Below are 18,157 nucleotides of genomic sequence, written 5' to 3'. Positions count from 1 at the left end.
GTCGCCCCTATTCATATGACACACGAAATGCATATTTTGTCGTCGATGAATACACTTCTCCTGCTCGCAAAATGCAAGACGGAAAATGTGGATGATGTACCGCATCTGGTAACGCTTGTGTTTCTAAACAAATGCCTAAATATTTTCTCGAAAGTACACCGTTCATCTTTTCTCCATTAGGAAGATGATTTCCTGTGTATACTACGACCCCTGGTTCGTCTGTTTCGACTACTAATGTCCGTCCGCTTTTCGGATCGAACAAGACGATTTCTTCCTCATAATGAGCATTTAACACGAATGGATGGTCATATCCGTGCCCGACGAAACAAATTTGCGGATCTGTTGAATTGATGACTTCTTTTAGCGTTTTCCCTTGACGCAAATCAAAAGGTGTACCCGCTACATCCTTTATTTCTCCAGTCGGGATAAATTCGTGATCTAATGGTAAAAATCGATCACTTTTTATTTTCAATTCATGTTGCAAAATATCTCTTTGTGCGTTACCGCTTAAATTAAAGTACGTATGATTTGTTAATGTAAGCGGAGTGTCTTGATCTGAAATGGCATGGTAAGAAATGATGAGCTCATTTTGATTATTTAACGTATATGTGACTTGTACATCAACATTTCCTGGATATCCTTCTTCTCCATCAACACTTCGATGTAAAAAACGTACACCGACTTCTTCTTTTTTTGAGAATCCTGCTGCTTGCCAAATAACATGATGAAAGCCTTTCTTTCCACCATGTAGATGGTTTTTGTTTTCATTTTCATATAGCTTATATTTTTTCCTATTTAATTCAAAACAACTATTTTTTATCCTTCCCGCTACCCTCCCGATGACAGTTCCTAAGTATGGACGGTTTGTCAAATAAGAAGAAAATTCATCAAATGCCAAAACGACATTTTCATAGTTTCCATTTTTATCAGGAACAAGTATGCTTGTAATCATACAACCGTAGTTTAAACAAGTGATCTCCATTCCATGATCATTTGCAAGCGTAAATGCGATGATCGGGTGACCGTTGATTTCTGTTCGTCGCTCTTGTACAAGCTTCATGTTTTTGTACTCCTTTTTACTAATATCATAAAAGAAATAGCTCTCACCAAAGTGGAAGCTATTTCTTTACTGTATGGGCACAGCTACTTTCTCTTACAACAAGTTTCGTTGGAACGACAATTTTTTTCGGAATTTCTCTTTTCGTCTGAATTTGTTCAACAAGCAACTCAACAGCTGTTTCTCCCATAAATTCCGTATAAACTTGCACGGTAGATAACGGTGGTTGAACAAATTTCGATGTAGGAAGATCGTTAAAGCCTACGATAGCCACTTCGTTTGGCACATCAATTCCAGCCTCATGTAGCGCCCGCAACGCTCCAATCGCCATCGAATCGCTTGCGATAAAAAACGCAGTTGGACGATTTGGTAGCTGAAGTGCTTGTTTCATTAACATATATCCATCTTCAGCAATAAAACGCCCGGTGAATACGTACTCTGGCATGAACATCCCGCGCAAATATAAATATTCATAAAATGTACGTTCACGCTCATCTTGAATCAGTTGACCATCGTCGACATATTCGCGTCCTCCAATATAGCCAATATGCTTATGACCGAGATCCATTAAATATTGAAGAACACGAGCAGTTGCTTTCCGAAAATCAACAACGACAGAATCAAAGCGATCTTCGTTAGGAGAGTAATCAACAAAAACAATATGTTTTGTGACTGATGTGAATAAGTCAATATTTTGTTTCCCAAACTTTCCAACAGCAATAATTCCATCTAAGCCTGTTAACCATTCTGATTCATACGAACCATCTTTCTTAAACAACTTGACGAGCTCAATTTGGCGATGAAAACATTCTTTTTCTACACCGAGGCGGATTGCCATATAATATGGATCGTCAAGTTCTTGAGATTCAGAATACCAGTTGACAACGCCAAAACGCAGTCTTTCTTTTGCACCAACTTGATTGCGTTCCCTAGGCGTTTTATAGTTGAGCTCTTGGGCAATTTCAAAAATACGTTTTCTCGTTTCATCCGAGACGGATAACGTCGTATCATAATTTAACACGCGCGATACAGTGGCAACCGACACCCCTGCTTTCTCTGCAATTTCTTTCAATGTAGCCATCGCTGCATCCCCTTTATGCTAAATTTTAACAATTTGACTATCATACGGTTTGAGAATCAAATCGCGAAATTGTTTTTCTTGATCTGTATGATTTAGGACGAACATATACTCGCCATCATCACATACACGTCGATATACTTCGACACCCTCGTCACTTTGTACATGCCATATGTGATGTTTTTGCACAATGTCTTTGGCGAGATCATCAAGAACATGGCGGTCTATTCCACCACCAATATAATACACGTTCCCATCACCATATTGATTTTCTGTTATCGCAGCAAGTGGATAAAATGGATCGTCATATCGATATAACACGTTGGCTGTTGTCGGCTCAAGCAAGTCGCGCCAAACGGAACACATCGCTTTTCGACCTTTCCATCGCCCCTCACCAACAATCGAAACATGACGATGTGCAAGCGATTCCACTTCGTGAATATACGCACCGACAAGGTCACTCACATATGCAGGTAATATATGTTTAAAATGGATGTTGTTTTGTTTGTTTTTTAATCCTGTTCGGAAAGAAAATATAATCGTCCCACCAGATCGGGCAAACGTTTTCAATTTTTCGGCTAATGTTTCATCGATGATTTGTAACACTGGAACGAGGAGTACTTTATATGTTGAAAAATCACGCGACACAGGAATGACGTCAATGTTTGCGTTTAAACGATAAAACGGCTCATATAACCGAAGAAGTTCCGTTGTAAAATCAAACGCCTTGCTTTGTGGCTGAAAGCGCCACGACCAAATATTGTCGTAATCATATAAGACAGCTATATCTGCTTGAATAGGCGATTGTAACACATGTTCAAATTTCGGAACATGTGAAAAAACAGATTGTACTTCTTTATATTTTCTTCCGCGTATATTACTATGATCTACAATCCCATAACAAAATTGCTCTGCTCCTCGATCCATTCCGCGCCAACTAAAATATAACATATTCGTACATCCGTGAGCGAACGCCTGATACGACCACATTTTTGCTTGATTCGGTCGCGGTAAATATCCAATCATTTCATGCCCTTGCGCTCCCATCAGTTCTTCAACAATCCAATAATTTTTCCCGAGCAACCCACGATTGAAATCGTGGCTCATCGCAATCGCTGCAGGAGAAATTGGCTCGTCTAGCCCTCCCCATACCGGATAGTTATCATAAGACACGAAGTCCATGTGGCGCACATTTTCTTCATGGTCAAACCATTTGTAAAAAAATCCGCCAGATACGTTTGTCGTTACTTGCTGATGTGATCCTTTATGTTTTTTCACAATGTTTGTCATTTCATGAGCAAAACGATTGACGGAAAACGAACGAAAACGAGCCCAATCTAGCTGCAAAGACGGATTATGCGTTGTGATTGTTTTTGTTGGCATTGGAATTTCTGAAAAATCGTTATACGTCTGTCCCCAAAAAATTGTTCCGTACGCTTCGTTTAACGCATCAATGTGCTTATATTTTTCTTGCAAAAATTGTTGAAACTCACGATGACACTGTTCACAATAACACATGTCACTTCCTTCATGTCCAAATTCATTATCGATTTGCCAAGCAACGATCGCTTCCTCATCTTTGTAATGTGTAACAAGCTGTTCCGTTATATTTGCTGCATATAAGCGATATGTTTTCGAGTTAAAACAATATTGTCTTCGTCCTCCAAAAACACGAGTACGTCCATATTCGTCTTTTGATAAAATATCTGGGTGTTTTTTTGCTAACCAGGCAGGAAATGTCGCTGTCGGCGTACCAAACATAATGGAAAGCCCGTTTTCTTTCAACCTTTTTACTATTTCATCAAAAAAAGAGAAGTCCACATTTCCTTCTGTTTGTTCCATTAAGTGCCAAGAAAATTCCCCGATGCGAACGATGTTAGCTCCAAGCGCTTTTATTCCTTGAATATCTTCTTCAATCATTTCTTTTGGCCAATATTCCGGATAGTAGTCCACTCCGATATACACGTTTCTCTCCCCCATCTTTAGTGATTTCGTTCTTGAATATGACGAATAAACCGATGAAACGCTTCTTTTCCTTCTTCCGTTCGTTTAAATACACCTGCATGCTCGAGCACTTGCTCAAATCGTTTCCCTACTTCCTCTTTTAATAATTCATGCACATCATCGATGACAGAATGTCTTTCCATGATGTCTTGCACCCATTCCCAATGTTTCAGTAATGACGGTTCCCATTGTTCTTTCGTTGTTTTGTTTTTCAAATATAGCGCTACACCTTCTAATTCGTCCGCTAATCGACTAGGCAATACCGCTAACCCCATCACTTCGATTAAACCGATATTTTCTTTTTTAATATGATGCAACTCCTCATGTGGATGAAAAATACCGTACGGATGTTGCGTGGATGTGCGATTGTTTCTTAACACGATGTCCATCTCGTACAACTCCCCACGTCGACGAGCAATGGGCGTGACTGTATTGTGAGGTACACCGTTTGTTTGTGCATATATATCCACTTGAGGATCGCTATATGTTTGCCACTCTTTATAAATTAAATCACTCGCTTGTAGTACATCGTGCTTTGCTCCACGTATACGTATAACTGACATCGGCCAACGAACAATGCTCATTTGTACATGAGGATAAGCTGGCAATGTAAACGTAAAATCAGATGGAGCTTTTTCAATCGCAAATGTATATTGTCCACCTTGAAAATGATCATGTGATAAAATTGATCCGCCTACAATTGGTAAATCCGCATTGGAGCCGATAAAGTAATGCGGAAATTGATCGACAAAATGAAGCAACCGTTCAAACGTTTTTCTTTCCATTTTCATTGGTACATGCTTATCGCGAAGTACGATGCAATGCTCGTTGTAATAAACGTAAGGTGAATATTGAAAAAACCAACGTTCTCCACATAACTCAACAGGAATGATCCGATGGTTCGCCCGTGCAGGATGACGAATTGTTCCTGCGTACCCTTCATTTTCGATGCATAACAAGCAAGTAGGATAATGCTGCTCTTTTGTTTCTTTCATGCGGGCAATATCCCGAGGATCTTTTTCAGGTTTAGATAAGTTAATCGTAATATCCATATCTCCGTATTTCGTACGCGCTTTCCACCGTCTATTCTTCCTCACTCGGTCTACGCGAATGTAATTCGACGCTTGACTAAGCTCATAAAACCAAGTTGTTGCTTCCTGCTTATTGCTTTTGTATTTTTCATAAAATGTTTGAATGATCGTTGATGGACGCGCCACAAAACAATTCATTATTTCTGTATCAAATAAATCACGATCTGTAACGGTTTTTCCAACAAACTGTCCATGTTCTTCAGCCCAATGGATTATACGTTGTAAGATGGACACAAGTGGGCGATTCGAGAAAGGCATCATGTCAACTTGTTGCCATTCGTCCAATTTTAACAACGCTAATATACGATTGCGCGTATAAATGACATCTTCTCGTTCTATTAAACGATGATGGAGCGCATATTGAATAAGCGCTTCAATTTCTTCATAAATGTTCACCATCATTTACACCTCTTCATATCCGTTCGGATTCGCTTGATGCCAATCCCACGCGGAAGCGACGATTTCATCGATGGATGTGTATATCGGTTTCCACCCGAGTTCACGTTTTGCTTTTTCCGATGAAGCGACTAAACGCGCAGGATCTCCAGGTCGTCTCGATATGATTTTCGCAGGAATTGAATGTCCTGTGACGTGCCGTGCCGCTTCGACGACTTCTTTCACAGAAAAGCCATTACCATTCCCTAAATTGTATATGTCACTTTCTCCACCATTTCTTAGTTTTTGTACCGCTAACATGTGAGCATCTACTAAATCTAACACATGAATGTAGTCACGAATGCACGTGCCATCATGCGTATCGTAATCATCTCCAAAAATATGAATCTCTTCCCGTTTTCCTAACGGTACTTGTAAAATAAGGGGAATTAAATGTGTTTCTGGACGATGATCTTCGCCAATCATCGTTCCGTACGCTCCAGCAACATTAAAATATCGTAAAGAAATATAACGAATCCCGTGTGCAACGCTCACCCATTTCATCATCTTTTCCATCGCTAGTTTCGTTTCACCGTATGGGCTTTCAGGATTTGTCTCATCTTCCTCTTGAATAGGAATTTGTTTTGGTTCTCCATATACAGCGGCCGTTGATGAGAAAACAATTTGTGTTACACCATGTTCATTCATCACATCAAGCAACACTTCTGTCCCATAAACATTGTTATTGTAATAAGCTAACGGCTGTTTCACACTTTCACCAACAAGCGAGTTGGCTGCAAAATGAATCACGGTATCTATTTCATGCTTTTTAAATATGTCGCTTAAAAAGTGACGATCACGAATATCGCCCTCGTAAAAAAGCGCATCTGGATGAACAGCTTTTCGATGCCCTGTTTGCAAATTGTCAACGACAACCACTTGTTCTCCTTTTTCAATGAAACGATATACCGCATGACTCCCAATATATCCTGCTCCCCCACAAATAAGAATCATTGCATGTCCTCTCCTTCTTTTTTAAGCCGTTTTGCTCCATCACCTATTTTCGCTACGTAAAAACTCGGGGCATAGCCGATCTCCATTTCATACATTCGACCAACTTCCTCAATAAATGATGGGATATGATCGTCCTTTACAATATTTACAGTACAACCACCAAAGCCTGCCCCCGTCATACGTGCTCCTATTGTACCTTCATGTTTCCATGCCGTTTCAACGAGCGTATCTAGTTCTTTTCCTGTCACTTCATAATCATCACGCAACGATTCATGTGATTGGCGCATCAATTGTCCAAATGTATGCAAATCTCCTTGTCGTAAAGCCAAAGCCGCTTGCTTCGTCCGTTCATTTTCCGAAACAACATGCCGCACTCGTTTTTGTTCTAGCGGTGACAGAACGTGCACATATTTGTGAAACTGCTCAATCGTTAAATCCCCGAGTGAATGGATACGTACATAGTTCTTTAATTTTGCAAGCGCCTGTTCACATGTTGCGCGTCGCTCGTTATATGCTGAGTCAGCTAAGCCGCGCTTTTTATTCGTATTGGCAATCACAATCGAATAATCTTCTAAAGAAAGTGGCAAATATTCGTATTGAAGCGTTTGGCAATCGAGTAGTAACGCATGCCCTGCTTTCCCCATTCCAACCGCAAATTGATCCATAATGCCGCAATTGACACCGATATATTCGTTTTCTACTTGTTGACTCGTTTTCACTAATTCCAACATCTCGATGTTTAGTTGAAACAAATGGTTCAACATGACGGCAGTAACAAGCTCAATCGACGCAGACGAAGACAACCCCGCCCCGTTTGGAATGTTGCCATAGTATAGGACGTCAATCCCATTTTGTGCACCTTTCGGCATAAGTGCTTGGATAATCCCTTTCGGATAATTCGCCCATCCATGGCGCTCGTCATATGCCAGTTCGTCTTTTGTCACAGAGACAATTCCATCTTCATGAAAGTTTTTAGAATAGAGCCGAATAATCCCATCATCATTTAACCGAGCAACTGCATACGTTCCGATATGCAATGAACAAGGTAACACATATCCCCCGTTATAATCTGTATGTTCACCAATCAAATTCACACGACCTGGGGCGAAGAAGGTGTAGAGTTTTTTATCGTTATCGCCAAAAAGATTAATGAAATCCATTATTAAATCATTATCCATTACTCTCACTCCCTAAAATACCTTTATAGTAAATATTTTAGTTAATTTTTTAGTAAAAACAAGTGTTTTTCTTTCAATTCGTTTTACTTGTACAATAAAAGTGCCTCAGTGTATAACTGAGACACCTTACTTTTTCACCATATTATTTCTTCTTAGCGTGCTTACGCATATCAAATGCTACAGCTAAAATGATTATTAAACCTTTCACAATAAATTGGATATATGGACTTACCCCAAGAAAGGCCAAACCGTAGTTAATAATTTGAAAAATTAAAACTCCCGCTATTACACCCGAAACGGTCCCGATACCCCCAGATAGTGAAACTCCTCCCACTACACAAGCTGCGATTGCATCTAATTCGTACATATTTCCAGTATTATTTGTAGCACTACCTACTCGTCCAGCTTCTAATGTTCCAGAAAAACCATAAAGAATTCCTGCAATTGTATAAATAATAATAAGGTTTTTCGTCACATTTACTCCTGAAACTTTGGCAGCCTCTGGATTACCACCGATTGCATACATATTTTTCCCTAACTCTGTTTTATTCCAAATAACCCATATAATAATGGATACAACTACTGCATAAATAATAAGGTAAGGAACTTCATATTGACCAACAGGGATGCCTCTTTGCGCAAATTTGATAAAACTTTCACTTAATCCACCAATCGGTTGGGCTCCATAAGGCGGACGATCAAAATAAATAGACGTGATTCCATACACCCCGATCATCATCCCTAACGTAGCAATAAAAGGCGGAACATGAAATTTTGATACGATAATACCATTTAACGCACCTAACACCCCTGTTGCTATCATAGCAATTAAAATAGGTATAAATAAAGGCAATTCAGGTAAATTAGGGTACATTTTATATGCATAATCTGGTGCTTGTAGAAGAGAAGCAGAAATTACTGCTGCAAGTCCAACCATTCTTCCTGCCGACAAATCTGTACCGGCAGTAATTAAAATTCCCGCCACGCCAAGTGCAATAATGATCCGTGATGATGACTGACTTAGTATGTTAATTAAGTTCGTAATCGATAAAAAGTCAGGAGATATAACAACAATTCCTGCCACAAGAAGTACTAAAACTACGTATATAACATTATCGACAAACCACTTTATAACGGCTGAGTTTTTTATATCTTGAGTCATCTCCTCATCCTCCTAATACAATGCTGATAATCGCATGATTTCTTCTTGAGAAGTTTTAGCAGTATCAACAATCCCTGCAACTTTCCCATTACTCATCACTAAAATTCTATCAGTAACCCCTAATAACTCAGGCATTTCTGAAGAAACCATAATAATACCTTTTCCTTCTTTAGCTAGTTCATTAATTAACTGATAAATTTCAAATTTAGCTCCTACATCAATACCACGTGTCGGTTCATCTAATAATAAAATGTCTGGTTTGGTGAGTAGCCATCTGCCAATAATGACTTTTTGTTGATTTCCACCTGATAAGCTTCGAATTGGTGTTTTTTGCGAAGGAGTCTTTACTTTCATTGAATCAATAACCCATTTTGTATCGTTATGCATTTCACTATCAGATACAAATAACCATTTTGTTTTATATTTCCGTAAATTCGAAATGATAGAATTAAATCTAACACTTAGATCAGGAAATATCCCCGTTGTTCTTCTTTCCTCTGTTACAAGTGCGAATCCGTTTTCAATTGCCTCTTGTGGTGATTTATTATTAATAGTCCGCCCGTGAATCTCGATTGTTCCAGATCGAATAGCCCTCAGTCCAAATAATGATTCGAGTAATTCTGTGCGCTTTGAACCTACTAATCCGGCAACACCCAAAATCTCACCTTTTCTTAATTCAAAGCTGACATTAGAAAAAGACGGTTGGGTTTCAGCAGTCAAATCCTTTACTCTTAGAATGACATCTCCTGGTTTATTTGTTTTCGGAGGAAAGCGTTGCGATAATTCTCTTCCTACCATGAGCCTAATTATCTCATCTGTTGTTAGTTCCTTTGCGCTCTTCGTTGTGATATATTGACCATCACGCATAATCGTCACTTCATCAGATATTTTTAAAATTTCTTCCATCTTGTGTGATATATAAATAATACTTATATTTTCCTGCTTTAACTTTCCAATGATTTTAAATAAATGCTCTACCTCTTTTTCAGTCAGAGAAGAAGTTGGCTCGTCCATCACAATCACTTTTGACTGATAAGAAACCGCTTTTGCGATCTCTACCATCTGCATTTCAGAAACAGATAGAGTACTAACTTTTCTACGAGGATCAATATGAATATCTAATCCTTTAAAAATCTCTAAAGTATCTTCATACATTTTCTTTTCATCTATCAGAACACCTTTTTTCGGATAGCGCCCCAGCCAGATGTTATCCATAACACTTCGTTGGCGAACTTGGTTAAGTTCTTGATGTACCATCGAAACTCCATTTTCTAGCGCCTGCTTCGAATTTTCAAATTTCACTTCTTTCCCATCTAATAAAATTTGACCTTCATCCATCGAATAAATCCCAAATAAACATTTCATTAGAGTAGATTTACCTGCCCCGTTTTCTCCCATTAATGCATGAACAGTTCCTGGCTTAACTTTTAATGTAACATTTTGCAAAGCAACTACTCCCGGAAATCTCTTTGTTACGTTTTTCATTTCTAGTATGTAACTAGCGCTAGATGCCGACGACATAATTAACCCTCCTACATAAACCTTATTAAAAAGGGGCTGTTTTAAATCTCTATTGAGAAAGCGCCCTAGCCACCATATATCCGGTTGCACTAAGGCGCTACCTTCTTTCAATATCTACTTATTTGTAAGAATCCTTACCTACTTGGATATTTTCTTTAGTTATTGCGACATAAGGAACTCGAACAGCCTTCGTTTCATCTAATTTCCATTCAGTTCCTTCTAAAACATCTTTACCATTTGCAGCGTTTGTTGCAAGCTCAATCGTTGCTTTTCCTTGGTTTTTCGCATCGTTCAATACCGTGCCAATCATTTTTCCTTTTTCAATCATCTCAAGAGCCTCTGGAATTGCATCAACACCGACGACCGGAATAAATTTATCCCCGTTGAAATATCCAGCTTTTTCAAGAGAAGCAATTGCACCAAGTGCCATCGCATCATTATTACAAATAACAAATTCAATTTTGTCATTAAATTTTGAGATCCACGCATCCATTTTCTCAGTCGCTTTCGTTGCATCCCACATAGCAGTGTCCATTGCTAATTCTTCAACTTCAATACCTTTTTCTTTAACAGTTTCAACAGAATATTTTGTTCGTGCCTCAGCGTCTGGATGTCCCGGTTCTCCTTTTAATAATACGTATTGAATTTTTCCATCTTTGTTCTTATCGTATTTATCTTTGTTAGCTTCCCATGCCTTTGCAATTAATTCACCTTGAATAATACCCGACTCTGCTGAGTTCGTTCCTACATAATACGCTTTATCATAGCTAGCTAACACACTTGCATCTGGCTCTTTGTTAAAAAAGATAACCGGAATATTTTTTGCCTTAGCTTTATCAATAACTGTTTGAGCAGCCTTCGGATCTACGAGGTTAATAGCTAACGCTTTTGCTCCTTTTGCTATTAACGTATCAATTTGCTCAATTTGTTTTGACTGATCGTTTTGGGAATCGTTTAGCATAAGATTAATTTTTCCTTTTGCTGTCTCTTCCATAGAACGACGTACATAAGACATAAAGTTATCATCAAATTTATAAATTGTAGCACCAACCATCGGTAGAGAATCATCTTTACTATCCCCACCACTTGTGTTATTGTTACATCCTGTTGCCATGAAAATGCTAGATGCCACTATTAAAGATAATGCTAAACCTTTTTTTCCTTTAAACATGACTTTAGTTCCCCCTTTTTTCTTTATGTAAACCCTTTCATAAATAAGTGAAAAAATCTACTCATCTTGGAAACAATATCCCCAGCTATTGCAATATCACCGCCCTTCTTTTTAGTTAATTTTACTTAATATTTAAGTAAAATATAACAAAAAACAAATATATTATCAAATGTTTTTTTAAATATTTCTATTTTTCCAATACATGAACTTTTTGTCTAAATGTATTGGGCGTTTATACATACTTTCACCTAGTATTAGAACAACAAAAAACCGACCCTATTCGAGTCGGCTTTTTGTTAATCAAACGTAATTTCTTTCACTTTATCTTCATCAAGTCGTTTAATAACTTCGACTAATAGTTTTACCGTTTGTTCGTAGTCATCACGATGAAGAAGTGCCGCATGGGAGTGAATGTAGCGCGTTGGGATAGAGATCGTTAACGCCGGAACACCGCGCATCGTCATATGGATCGCACCTGCGTCTGTTCCGCCACCTGGCATTGCGTCAAAACGGTATGGAATGTTCATTTCTTCTGCTACGCTAATGACAAATTCACGCAATCCTTTATGAGAAACAAGCGTTGCATCGTATAAAACAATATGCGGCCCGCCGCCGAGTTTCCCCATGGCATCTTTTTCGGATACACCTGGTGTGTCACCAGCGATGCCGACATCTACCGCAAACGCAATATCTGGTTCAATCGCAAAAGCAGATGTTCGAGCCCCGCGCAAGCCTACTTCTTCTTGCACTGTTCCAACACCGTATACGACGTTTGGATGCTCAACATCTTTTAATTGTTTCAACACATCAATAGCAACTGCGCAACCGATGCGGTTATCCCATGCTTTCGCAAGCAACATTTTTTCATTGTTCATCACCGTAAATTCAAAATACGGAACGATTGCATCGCCCGGGCGCACGCCCCATTCGATCGCTTCGTCACGGCTAGAAGCCCCGATGTCAATAAACATATCTTTTATTTCAACAGGCTTTCTTCTTGCTTCAGCAGGTAAAATATGCGGCGGTTTTGAACCGATGACGCCTGTAATGTCGCCTTTTTTCGTTACAATTGTCACTCGCTGAGCAAGCATCACTTGCCCCCACCAGCCTCCGAGCGGTTGGAAGCGAATGAAGCCTTTTTCATCGATTTGCGTCACCATAAAACCTACTTCATCTAAATGGCCAGCAATCATGACTTTCGGCCCATTTTCTTTTCCTACTTTTTTCGCAATTAAGCTACCAAGACGATCCGTTGTCACTTCATCAGCATACGGAGCGATGTACGACTTCATTACTTCGCGCACTTCTCGTTCGTTCCCTGGAACACCTTTCGCATCCGTTAACGCTTTCAACATCGTTAACGTTTCATCTAATTTCTTCACGTATGTCACTCCTCTCTATGTACGCTATTCATTATACTAAACATTTTGACAGTTGTTAATAATTGTGACTTTGTCGCTCATGATTTACTTCGTTTTTCGCGACATACGCTCGTTCGATTTGTTCAGCAGTAAACTGTAGCGCATGACCGAGCTTGGCGTACACATATACTAATTCGTTATATGCCTCTGCGTCTAACTTCATCCGAAACGTATGAATCGCTTCAAATACGTGTAAAAACTGCTCAACAAGCCGTTCGCTTTCTTGCACGTTCGGCCATTCGATATGCTTATCAAAAGAAAGATCTAGTCCAAGCGATAAAATAAAATGAAGACCGTCTACATATTCCTCTAAAATCGTTTCGTCCGCCGCTTTCGGCTTTGAGCTCCAAAATTTAAAACAGCGCGTTTCATTCGCGAGTTCTCCAATTTCAACAAGAAGAGCTAACAACTTACGTTCAATTAAACGTTCACCGCTCAATCCTCGTTCTGTCTCAATTCGCTCATCTAATTGTCGTTGCATAGAAAATAATGTTTGTAAATTCATTTTTCTCCCCCTCTTATAAAAAATGACCATCCCCTCAAGGGAGAATGGCCATTTCTTTTATTACTTGTTTAAGTTTTCTTTTGCGATGTTTGCAAGTTGTGTGAATGCCGCAGCATCGTTTACCGCTAAATCAGCAAGCATTTTGCGGTTTACTTCAATTCCTGCAAGTTTTAATCCGTGCATTAAACGGCTATAAGAAAGACCGTTCATGCGCGCTGCTGCGTTAATGCGCGTAATCCAAAGTTTACGGAAGTCGCGTTTGCGTTGGCGACGGTCGCGATACGCGTACATTAACGATTTCATGACTTGTTGGTTTGCTACTTTATATAAACGATGTTTCGAACCGAAATATCCTTTTGCAAGTTTAAGAATTTTTTTACGACGTCTGCGTGTGACTGTACCGCCTTTTACACGTGGCATAACATTTCCCTCCTAAAATTATTTTACGTTATCTAACAATTGACGAATACGTTTGAAATCGCCTTTTGATACAAGTGTTGCTTTACGAAGTTTACGTTTTTGTTTTTGTGTTTTGTTTGCGAATAAGTGGCTAGTGAATGCGTGTGAACGTTTTAATTGACCTGTTCCTGTCTTTTTGAAACGCTTCGCTGAGCCTTTGTGAGTTTTCATTTTTGGCATAAGGTGTTCCTCCCTTTTGTTATTTGTCGTTTTTCGGTGCTAGCACTAAAAACATGCTGCGGCCATCCATTTTTGGTGCCGTCTCAACCGTACCAATATCCGCGCACGCTTCAGCAAATCGGTCAAGCACGCGCTGACCAATTTCTTTATGCGTAATCGCGCGTCCTTTAAAACGAATCGTCGCCTTTACTTTATCTCCTTTTTCAAGGAACTTCCGCGCGTTGCGCAATTTTGTGTTGAAGTCATGTTCTTCGATCGTTGGGCTTAAACGAATTTCTTTCACGTTGATTACTTTTTGCTTTTTGCGCGCTTCTTTTTCTTTCTTTTGTTGCTCAAAGCGGAACTTGCCATAATCCATAATGCGACATACCGGCGGTTTCGCATTTGGTGCAACCATCACTAAGTCCAAGTTTAAACGCGCCGCAATTTCTAACGCTTCTTGTTTCGTCTTAATCCCAAGCTGCTCGCCATTTGGATCGACTAAACGAACTTCACGTGCCCGAATGTTTTCATTAATAATAAAATCTTTGCTAATAACTAGCCACCTCCACGGTTTTTTCAAACTTGTTTGTCAAAGCAGAACGCACATAACAAAAAACGTGTGGGCATAATACACCCACACGTCTCGCTGACAACATTTGTTTTGTCACGCACCTGCTAACAGCCAATATGGCGTCGATCAGGTGAGAAGCGGGTGCTTCTGCTTGTTCCAAACAAGTATTTACTTTTACTTTAACATATATACCATAAACGAAAATACATTGTCAACTGATGTCAATTCATCACAACAAATAAAACTATAACAAACATGAAGAGAAAATGCAACTATTTTCGTACTTCTTTTTGGATGAAATCAATAAACGCATCAAGCCCCATCGTTTCACTTTTTTGTTCACCGTATTTTCGCACGTTCACTGCTCGTTCGTTTACTTCATTATCACCAACAACGAGCATGTAAGGGACTTTTTGCATTTGCGCTTCACGAATTTTATAGCCAATTTTTTCTTCACGCTCATCGACTTCGACACGCACGCCTGCTGATTGTAACGCGTGCTTCACTTCGTACGCATAATCCATATGGACAGACGGAGCGACTGGAATGACTTGCACTTGTACAGGCGCTAGCCATGTCGGAAACGCCCCTTTATACTCCTCAATCAAGAAAGCGACGAAGCGTTCCATCGTCGATACGACACCGCGATGGATAACGACTGGACGATGTGGTTTTCCGTCTTCACCGATGTATGTTAAATCAAAACGTTCTGGCAGTAAGAAATCCAATTGCACAGTCGATAATGTTTCATCTTTTCCTAGCGCTGTGCGTACTTGAACGTCTAATTTCGGACCGTAAAACGCCGCTTCTCCTTCCGCTTCGTAATAGTCAAGTCCGAGTTCGTCCATCGCCTCTTTTAACATGCTTTGTGCTTTTTCCCACATCGCATCGTCATCATAATATTTTTCTTTATCTTGTGGATCACGATACGACAGACGGAATGAATAATCAGTTAAACCGAAGTCTTTATATACCTCTAAAATTAAATTGACGACGCGCTTAAACTCGTCTTTAATTTGATCTGGGCGCACGAAAATATGTGCATCATTTAACGTCATGCCGCGCACACGTTGCAAACCTGTAAGCGCTCCAGACATTTCATAACGGTGCATCGTGCCGAGTTCAGCGATGCGAATTGGCAGTTCGCGATAGCTATGAATTTTATGTTTATACACCATCATATGATGTGGGCAGTTCATCGGACGTAATACAAGCTGCTCATTATCCATCTCCATCGGTGGGAACATCCCATCTTTATAATGATCCCAATGGCCAGACGTTTTATATAATTCCACGCTGCCAAGCACCGGCGTATATACGTGTTGATAACCAAGCGACAACTCTTTATCGACGATGTAACGTTCAATTGTTCGGCGAATCGTCGCTCCTTTTGGAAGCCAAAGCGGTAATCCTTGTCCGACCTTTTGCGATGTCATAAATAAGTCGAGTTCTTTTCCAAGCTTGCGATGATCGCGCTCTTTCGCTTCTTGTAAAAGGCGTAAATATTCATCTAAATCTTCTTTTTTGAAAAAGGCTGTTCCGTAAATACGTTGCAACATTTTGTTTTTGCTGTCGCCACGCCAGTATGCACCCGCCACACTTAACAGTTTAAACTCTTTTATTTTTCCTGTTGATGGCACGTGCACCCCACGACAAAGATCGAAAAATTCTCCTTGTTCGTAAATGGAGACAACTTCTCCTTCCGGAATGTCGTGAATAAGTTCAATTTTTAAATGATCCCCAATTTCTTCATAGCGACGAATCGCTTCTTCACGACTTACTTCTTTACGAACGATGTCCAAGTTTTCTTTCACTATTTTTTTCATTTCTTGTTCAATTTTCGGTAAGTCTTCCGCTGTAATTGGCACATCGACATCAATATCGTAGTAAAAGCCGTTTTCAATAACAGGACCAACGCCAAGCTTTACATCTTTATATAGTCGTTTAATCGCTTGCGCCATTAAGTGCGCTGTGCTATGGCGCAAAATGTCAAGCGCTTCTGACATATCTTGTGTAATAATCGAAAGCGCGCCATCTTCTTCAATTGGTGTGCGCAAATCAATCATGCGATCGTTCAGCTTCCCTGCAATTGCTTTTTTCTTTAAGCCAGGACTAATTGACGCCGCAATGCCTTCTGTTGTCACTCCTTTCGGAAACTCCTTTACTGCTCCATCTGGAAATGTGATCTTTACTACATCCGCCAAAGCTATTCACTCCTTTTTTAAAAATAAAAAAACTCGTCCCAAAAATGAGGGACGAGTTGGCTTCGTGGTTCCACCCTTCTTCCCGTTTATACAAATATATACAATGAGCGTATAAACGGCTTCATTTCGATAACGGCGCAAACCGTCAGCAATTACTAAACGGGGCATCGTCCCATTGTTCACTGCTGAAGTTTAGAGGTGGTAAGTGCATCTTTCGTGTTAGGAAGGTTTCAGCCTATGCCTTCCCTCTCTGTGAACCGTAAACATACACCCATGTCCTCATCATCACTTTTGACCTTATTCATTATGTATGTCATTATAAGCATATTTTTTTGGAAAATCAAGAGGTGTTCGAAGCTCCATTCGCTCTTGAAACACATTTTGAATCGTTTGAATCATTCCCACATCTGTGACATCTGTATACATATATATTTTTTCTGGTGCGATCGATACGAGCGGGGCTAATACAGATGTATCAATGTACATTGGCTGACTCACCATAAGGCGACGATCAATCAACTGCTTCAGTTGTTGAAACGACAAAGAAAAAAAATGTTCATCAAAAAATTGGAACGTATCGTTTTCATATACTAAATGAAGCACGTTCATTTGCGGCTGACGTGATGCAACAATTTCGCGCAACATATGAATAAACGCTTGATATTCTTGTTCTAGTTTGTATTCGTCAATGGCTAATTCAACATAATGCATCAATCGATCATAATACGGCTTTAACCGAAAAGTCATAAGCGACTCGAACGAAAATACACCTTCATGTAAACATTCATATAGCGATTGGGCAATCAATTGCTCGCGTGGCGTAGTCAATTTTTTTCCGAGACGATAGTCGTACCTTTCTCCATCAATAAACGAGTAAGTGAGCTGTAAAATTTGTTGTTGCTCTTCTTCATTCTCATAAAAGAACGTACGAGAAATAATTGATAAAATCCAACGTGCTTCAAACGCTTGAATGATACATGAAGTAAAAATCGGAATGAACAATGCGCGCATATGGGCAATATTCGATTCATGAAAGAAGACGGTAATCGTCTTGTCGTCGTAAAGCAATTTTCCATATGGTTGTGGTGCTTTATTCAATTCCACAAAAAGCCGTTGTGCATCTTGTCCATCTTGAAATACGATATAAATCAACGGTGCCCCCCCTTTTTCCAAAAACATGCTTG

16 protein-coding genes and 1 other annotated feature are annotated in these 18,157 nt (G+C 39.6%); all 16 genes read right to left on the bottom strand.

Annotated features, from left to right (window positions below; all coding sequences use genetic code 11):
* Positions 1-7: 7 nt before the first annotated feature.
* Entirely contained in the window at positions 8-1,060 is a 1,053-nt protein-coding gene (locus HNQ82_RS10085; RefSeq protein ID WP_183249298.1) for an aldose epimerase family protein, read from the bottom strand.
* A 58-nt stretch (positions 1,061-1,118) separates the two neighbouring features.
* Positions 1,119-2,138, bottom strand: a complete 1,020-nt coding sequence (locus HNQ82_RS10080; RefSeq protein WP_183249295.1) for a LacI family DNA-binding transcriptional regulator — start codon at positions 2,136-2,138, stop codon at positions 1,119-1,121.
* A gap of 18 nt (positions 2,139-2,156) precedes the next feature.
* Entirely contained in the window at positions 2,157-4,100 is a 1,944-nt protein-coding gene (locus HNQ82_RS10075) for a beta-galactosidase (protein WP_183249293.1), read from the bottom strand.
* A gap of 17 nt (positions 4,101-4,117) precedes the next feature.
* Positions 4,118-5,629 carry a UDP-glucose--hexose-1-phosphate uridylyltransferase gene (galT, locus tag HNQ82_RS10070; protein ID WP_183249291.1) on the bottom strand — a complete coding sequence of 504 codons (1,512 nt, stop codon included), beginning with the start codon at positions 5,627-5,629 and terminating at the stop codon, positions 4,118-4,120.
* Between the two features lie 3 nt (positions 5,630-5,632).
* Positions 5,633-6,619: a UDP-glucose 4-epimerase GalE gene (gene galE, locus HNQ82_RS10065; protein WP_183249289.1), complete on the bottom strand. Its 987-nt coding sequence runs from the start codon at positions 6,617-6,619 to the stop codon at positions 5,633-5,635.
* Complete coding sequence (locus HNQ82_RS10060; protein ID WP_183249287.1) at positions 6,616-7,797, bottom strand: galactokinase; 1,182 nt, start codon at positions 7,795-7,797, stop codon at positions 6,616-6,618. The genes galE and HNQ82_RS10060 overlap by 4 nt, the downstream gene beginning before the upstream one ends.
* Before the next feature lie 142 nt (positions 7,798-7,939).
* Complete coding sequence (gene mglC, locus HNQ82_RS10055) at positions 7,940-8,959, bottom strand: galactose/methyl galactoside ABC transporter permease MglC (protein WP_183249285.1); 1,020 nt, start codon at positions 8,957-8,959, stop codon at positions 7,940-7,942.
* Positions 8,960-8,971: 12 nt separating this feature from the next.
* A complete protein-coding gene (mglA, locus tag HNQ82_RS10050) occupies positions 8,972-10,480 on the bottom strand; it encodes a galactose/methyl galactoside ABC transporter ATP-binding protein MglA (RefSeq protein WP_183249283.1) in 1,509 nt (502 codons plus the stop codon).
* Positions 10,481-10,598: 118 nt separating this feature from the next.
* Complete coding sequence (gene mglB, locus HNQ82_RS10045) at positions 10,599-11,651, bottom strand: galactose/glucose ABC transporter substrate-binding protein MglB (protein WP_183249280.1); 1,053 nt, start codon at positions 11,649-11,651, stop codon at positions 10,599-10,601.
* A 296-nt stretch (positions 11,652-11,947) separates the two neighbouring features.
* On the bottom strand, positions 11,948-13,033 hold the full coding sequence (locus HNQ82_RS10040; protein WP_183242085.1) for a M20/M25/M40 family metallo-hydrolase: 1,086 nt from the start codon (positions 13,031-13,033) through the stop codon (positions 11,948-11,950).
* Positions 13,034-13,088: 55 nt separating this feature from the next.
* Entirely contained in the window at positions 13,089-13,577 is a 489-nt protein-coding gene (locus HNQ82_RS10035) for a dUTP diphosphatase (protein ID WP_183249278.1), read from the bottom strand.
* A 60-nt stretch (positions 13,578-13,637) separates the two neighbouring features.
* Positions 13,638-13,997, bottom strand: coding sequence for a 50S ribosomal protein L20 (rplT, locus tag HNQ82_RS10030; protein ID WP_003397837.1), 360 nt, complete (start codon positions 13,995-13,997; stop codon positions 13,638-13,640).
* 18 nt (positions 13,998-14,015) lie between these two features.
* On the bottom strand, positions 14,016-14,216 hold the full coding sequence (gene rpmI, locus HNQ82_RS10025) for a 50S ribosomal protein L35 (protein WP_003397838.1): 201 nt from the start codon (positions 14,214-14,216) through the stop codon (positions 14,016-14,018).
* Positions 14,217-14,235: 19 nt separating this feature from the next.
* Positions 14,236-14,778: a translation initiation factor IF-3 gene (gene infC, locus HNQ82_RS10020; RefSeq protein ID WP_006323512.1), complete on the bottom strand. Its 543-nt coding sequence runs from the start codon at positions 14,776-14,778 to the stop codon at positions 14,236-14,238.
* Positions 14,779-14,803: 25 nt separating this feature from the next.
* Positions 14,804-14,928, bottom strand: a sequence feature (ribosomal protein L20 leader region).
* A gap of 113 nt (positions 14,929-15,041) precedes the next feature.
* On the bottom strand, positions 15,042-16,973 hold the full coding sequence (gene thrS, locus HNQ82_RS10015; RefSeq protein WP_183249276.1) for a threonine--tRNA ligase: 1,932 nt from the start codon (positions 16,971-16,973) through the stop codon (positions 15,042-15,044).
* Positions 16,974-17,270: 297 nt separating this feature from the next.
* Positions 17,271-18,125: a putative sporulation protein YtxC gene (gene ytxC, locus HNQ82_RS10010; protein ID WP_055440066.1), complete on the bottom strand. Its 855-nt coding sequence runs from the start codon at positions 18,123-18,125 to the stop codon at positions 17,271-17,273.
* Positions 18,126-18,157 lie beyond the last annotated feature (32 nt).

Origin of the sequence: Anoxybacillus tengchongensis (assembly GCF_014201585.1) — a bacterium.
In the GTDB taxonomy this organism is placed as follows: Bacteria; Bacillota; Bacilli; order Bacillales; family Anoxybacillaceae; genus Anoxybacillus; species Anoxybacillus tengchongensis.
The sequence above is the reverse complement of the archived record's forward strand: the minus strand, read 5'-3'. Positions and strand labels throughout refer to the sequence as shown.

Coding starts and splice junctions, on each gene's coding strand:
- HNQ82_RS10085 (WP_183249298.1), bottom strand. CDS start 1,060: ATGAAGCTTGTACAAGAGCGACGAACAGAAATCAACGGTCACCCGATC.
- HNQ82_RS10080 (WP_183249295.1), bottom strand. CDS start 2,138: ATGGCTACATTGAAAGAAATTGCAGAGAAAGCAGGGGTGTCGGTTGCC.
- galT (WP_183249291.1), bottom strand. CDS start 5,629: ATGGTGAACATTTATGAAGAAATTGAAGCGCTTATTCAATATGCGCTC.
- galE (WP_183249289.1), bottom strand. CDS start 6,619: ATGATTCTTATTTGTGGGGGAGCAGGATATATTGGGAGTCATGCGGTA.
- HNQ82_RS10060 (WP_183249287.1), bottom strand. CDS start 7,797: ATGGATAATGATTTAATAATGGATTTCATTAATCTTTTTGGCGATAAC.
- mglC (WP_183249285.1), bottom strand. CDS start 8,959: ATGACTCAAGATATAAAAAACTCAGCCGTTATAAAGTGGTTTGTCGAT.
- mglA (WP_183249283.1), bottom strand. CDS start 10,480: ATGTCGTCGGCATCTAGCGCTAGTTACATACTAGAAATGAAAAACGTA.
- mglB (WP_183249280.1), bottom strand. CDS start 11,651: ATGTTTAAAGGAAAAAAAGGTTTAGCATTATCTTTAATAGTGGCATCT.
- HNQ82_RS10035 (WP_183249278.1), bottom strand. CDS start 13,577: ATGAATTTACAAACATTATTTTCTATGCAACGACAATTAGATGAGCGA.
- rplT (WP_003397837.1), bottom strand. CDS start 13,997: ATGCCACGTGTAAAAGGCGGTACAGTCACACGCAGACGTCGTAAAAAA.
- rpmI (WP_003397838.1), bottom strand. CDS start 14,216: ATGCCAAAAATGAAAACTCACAAAGGCTCAGCGAAGCGTTTCAAAAAG.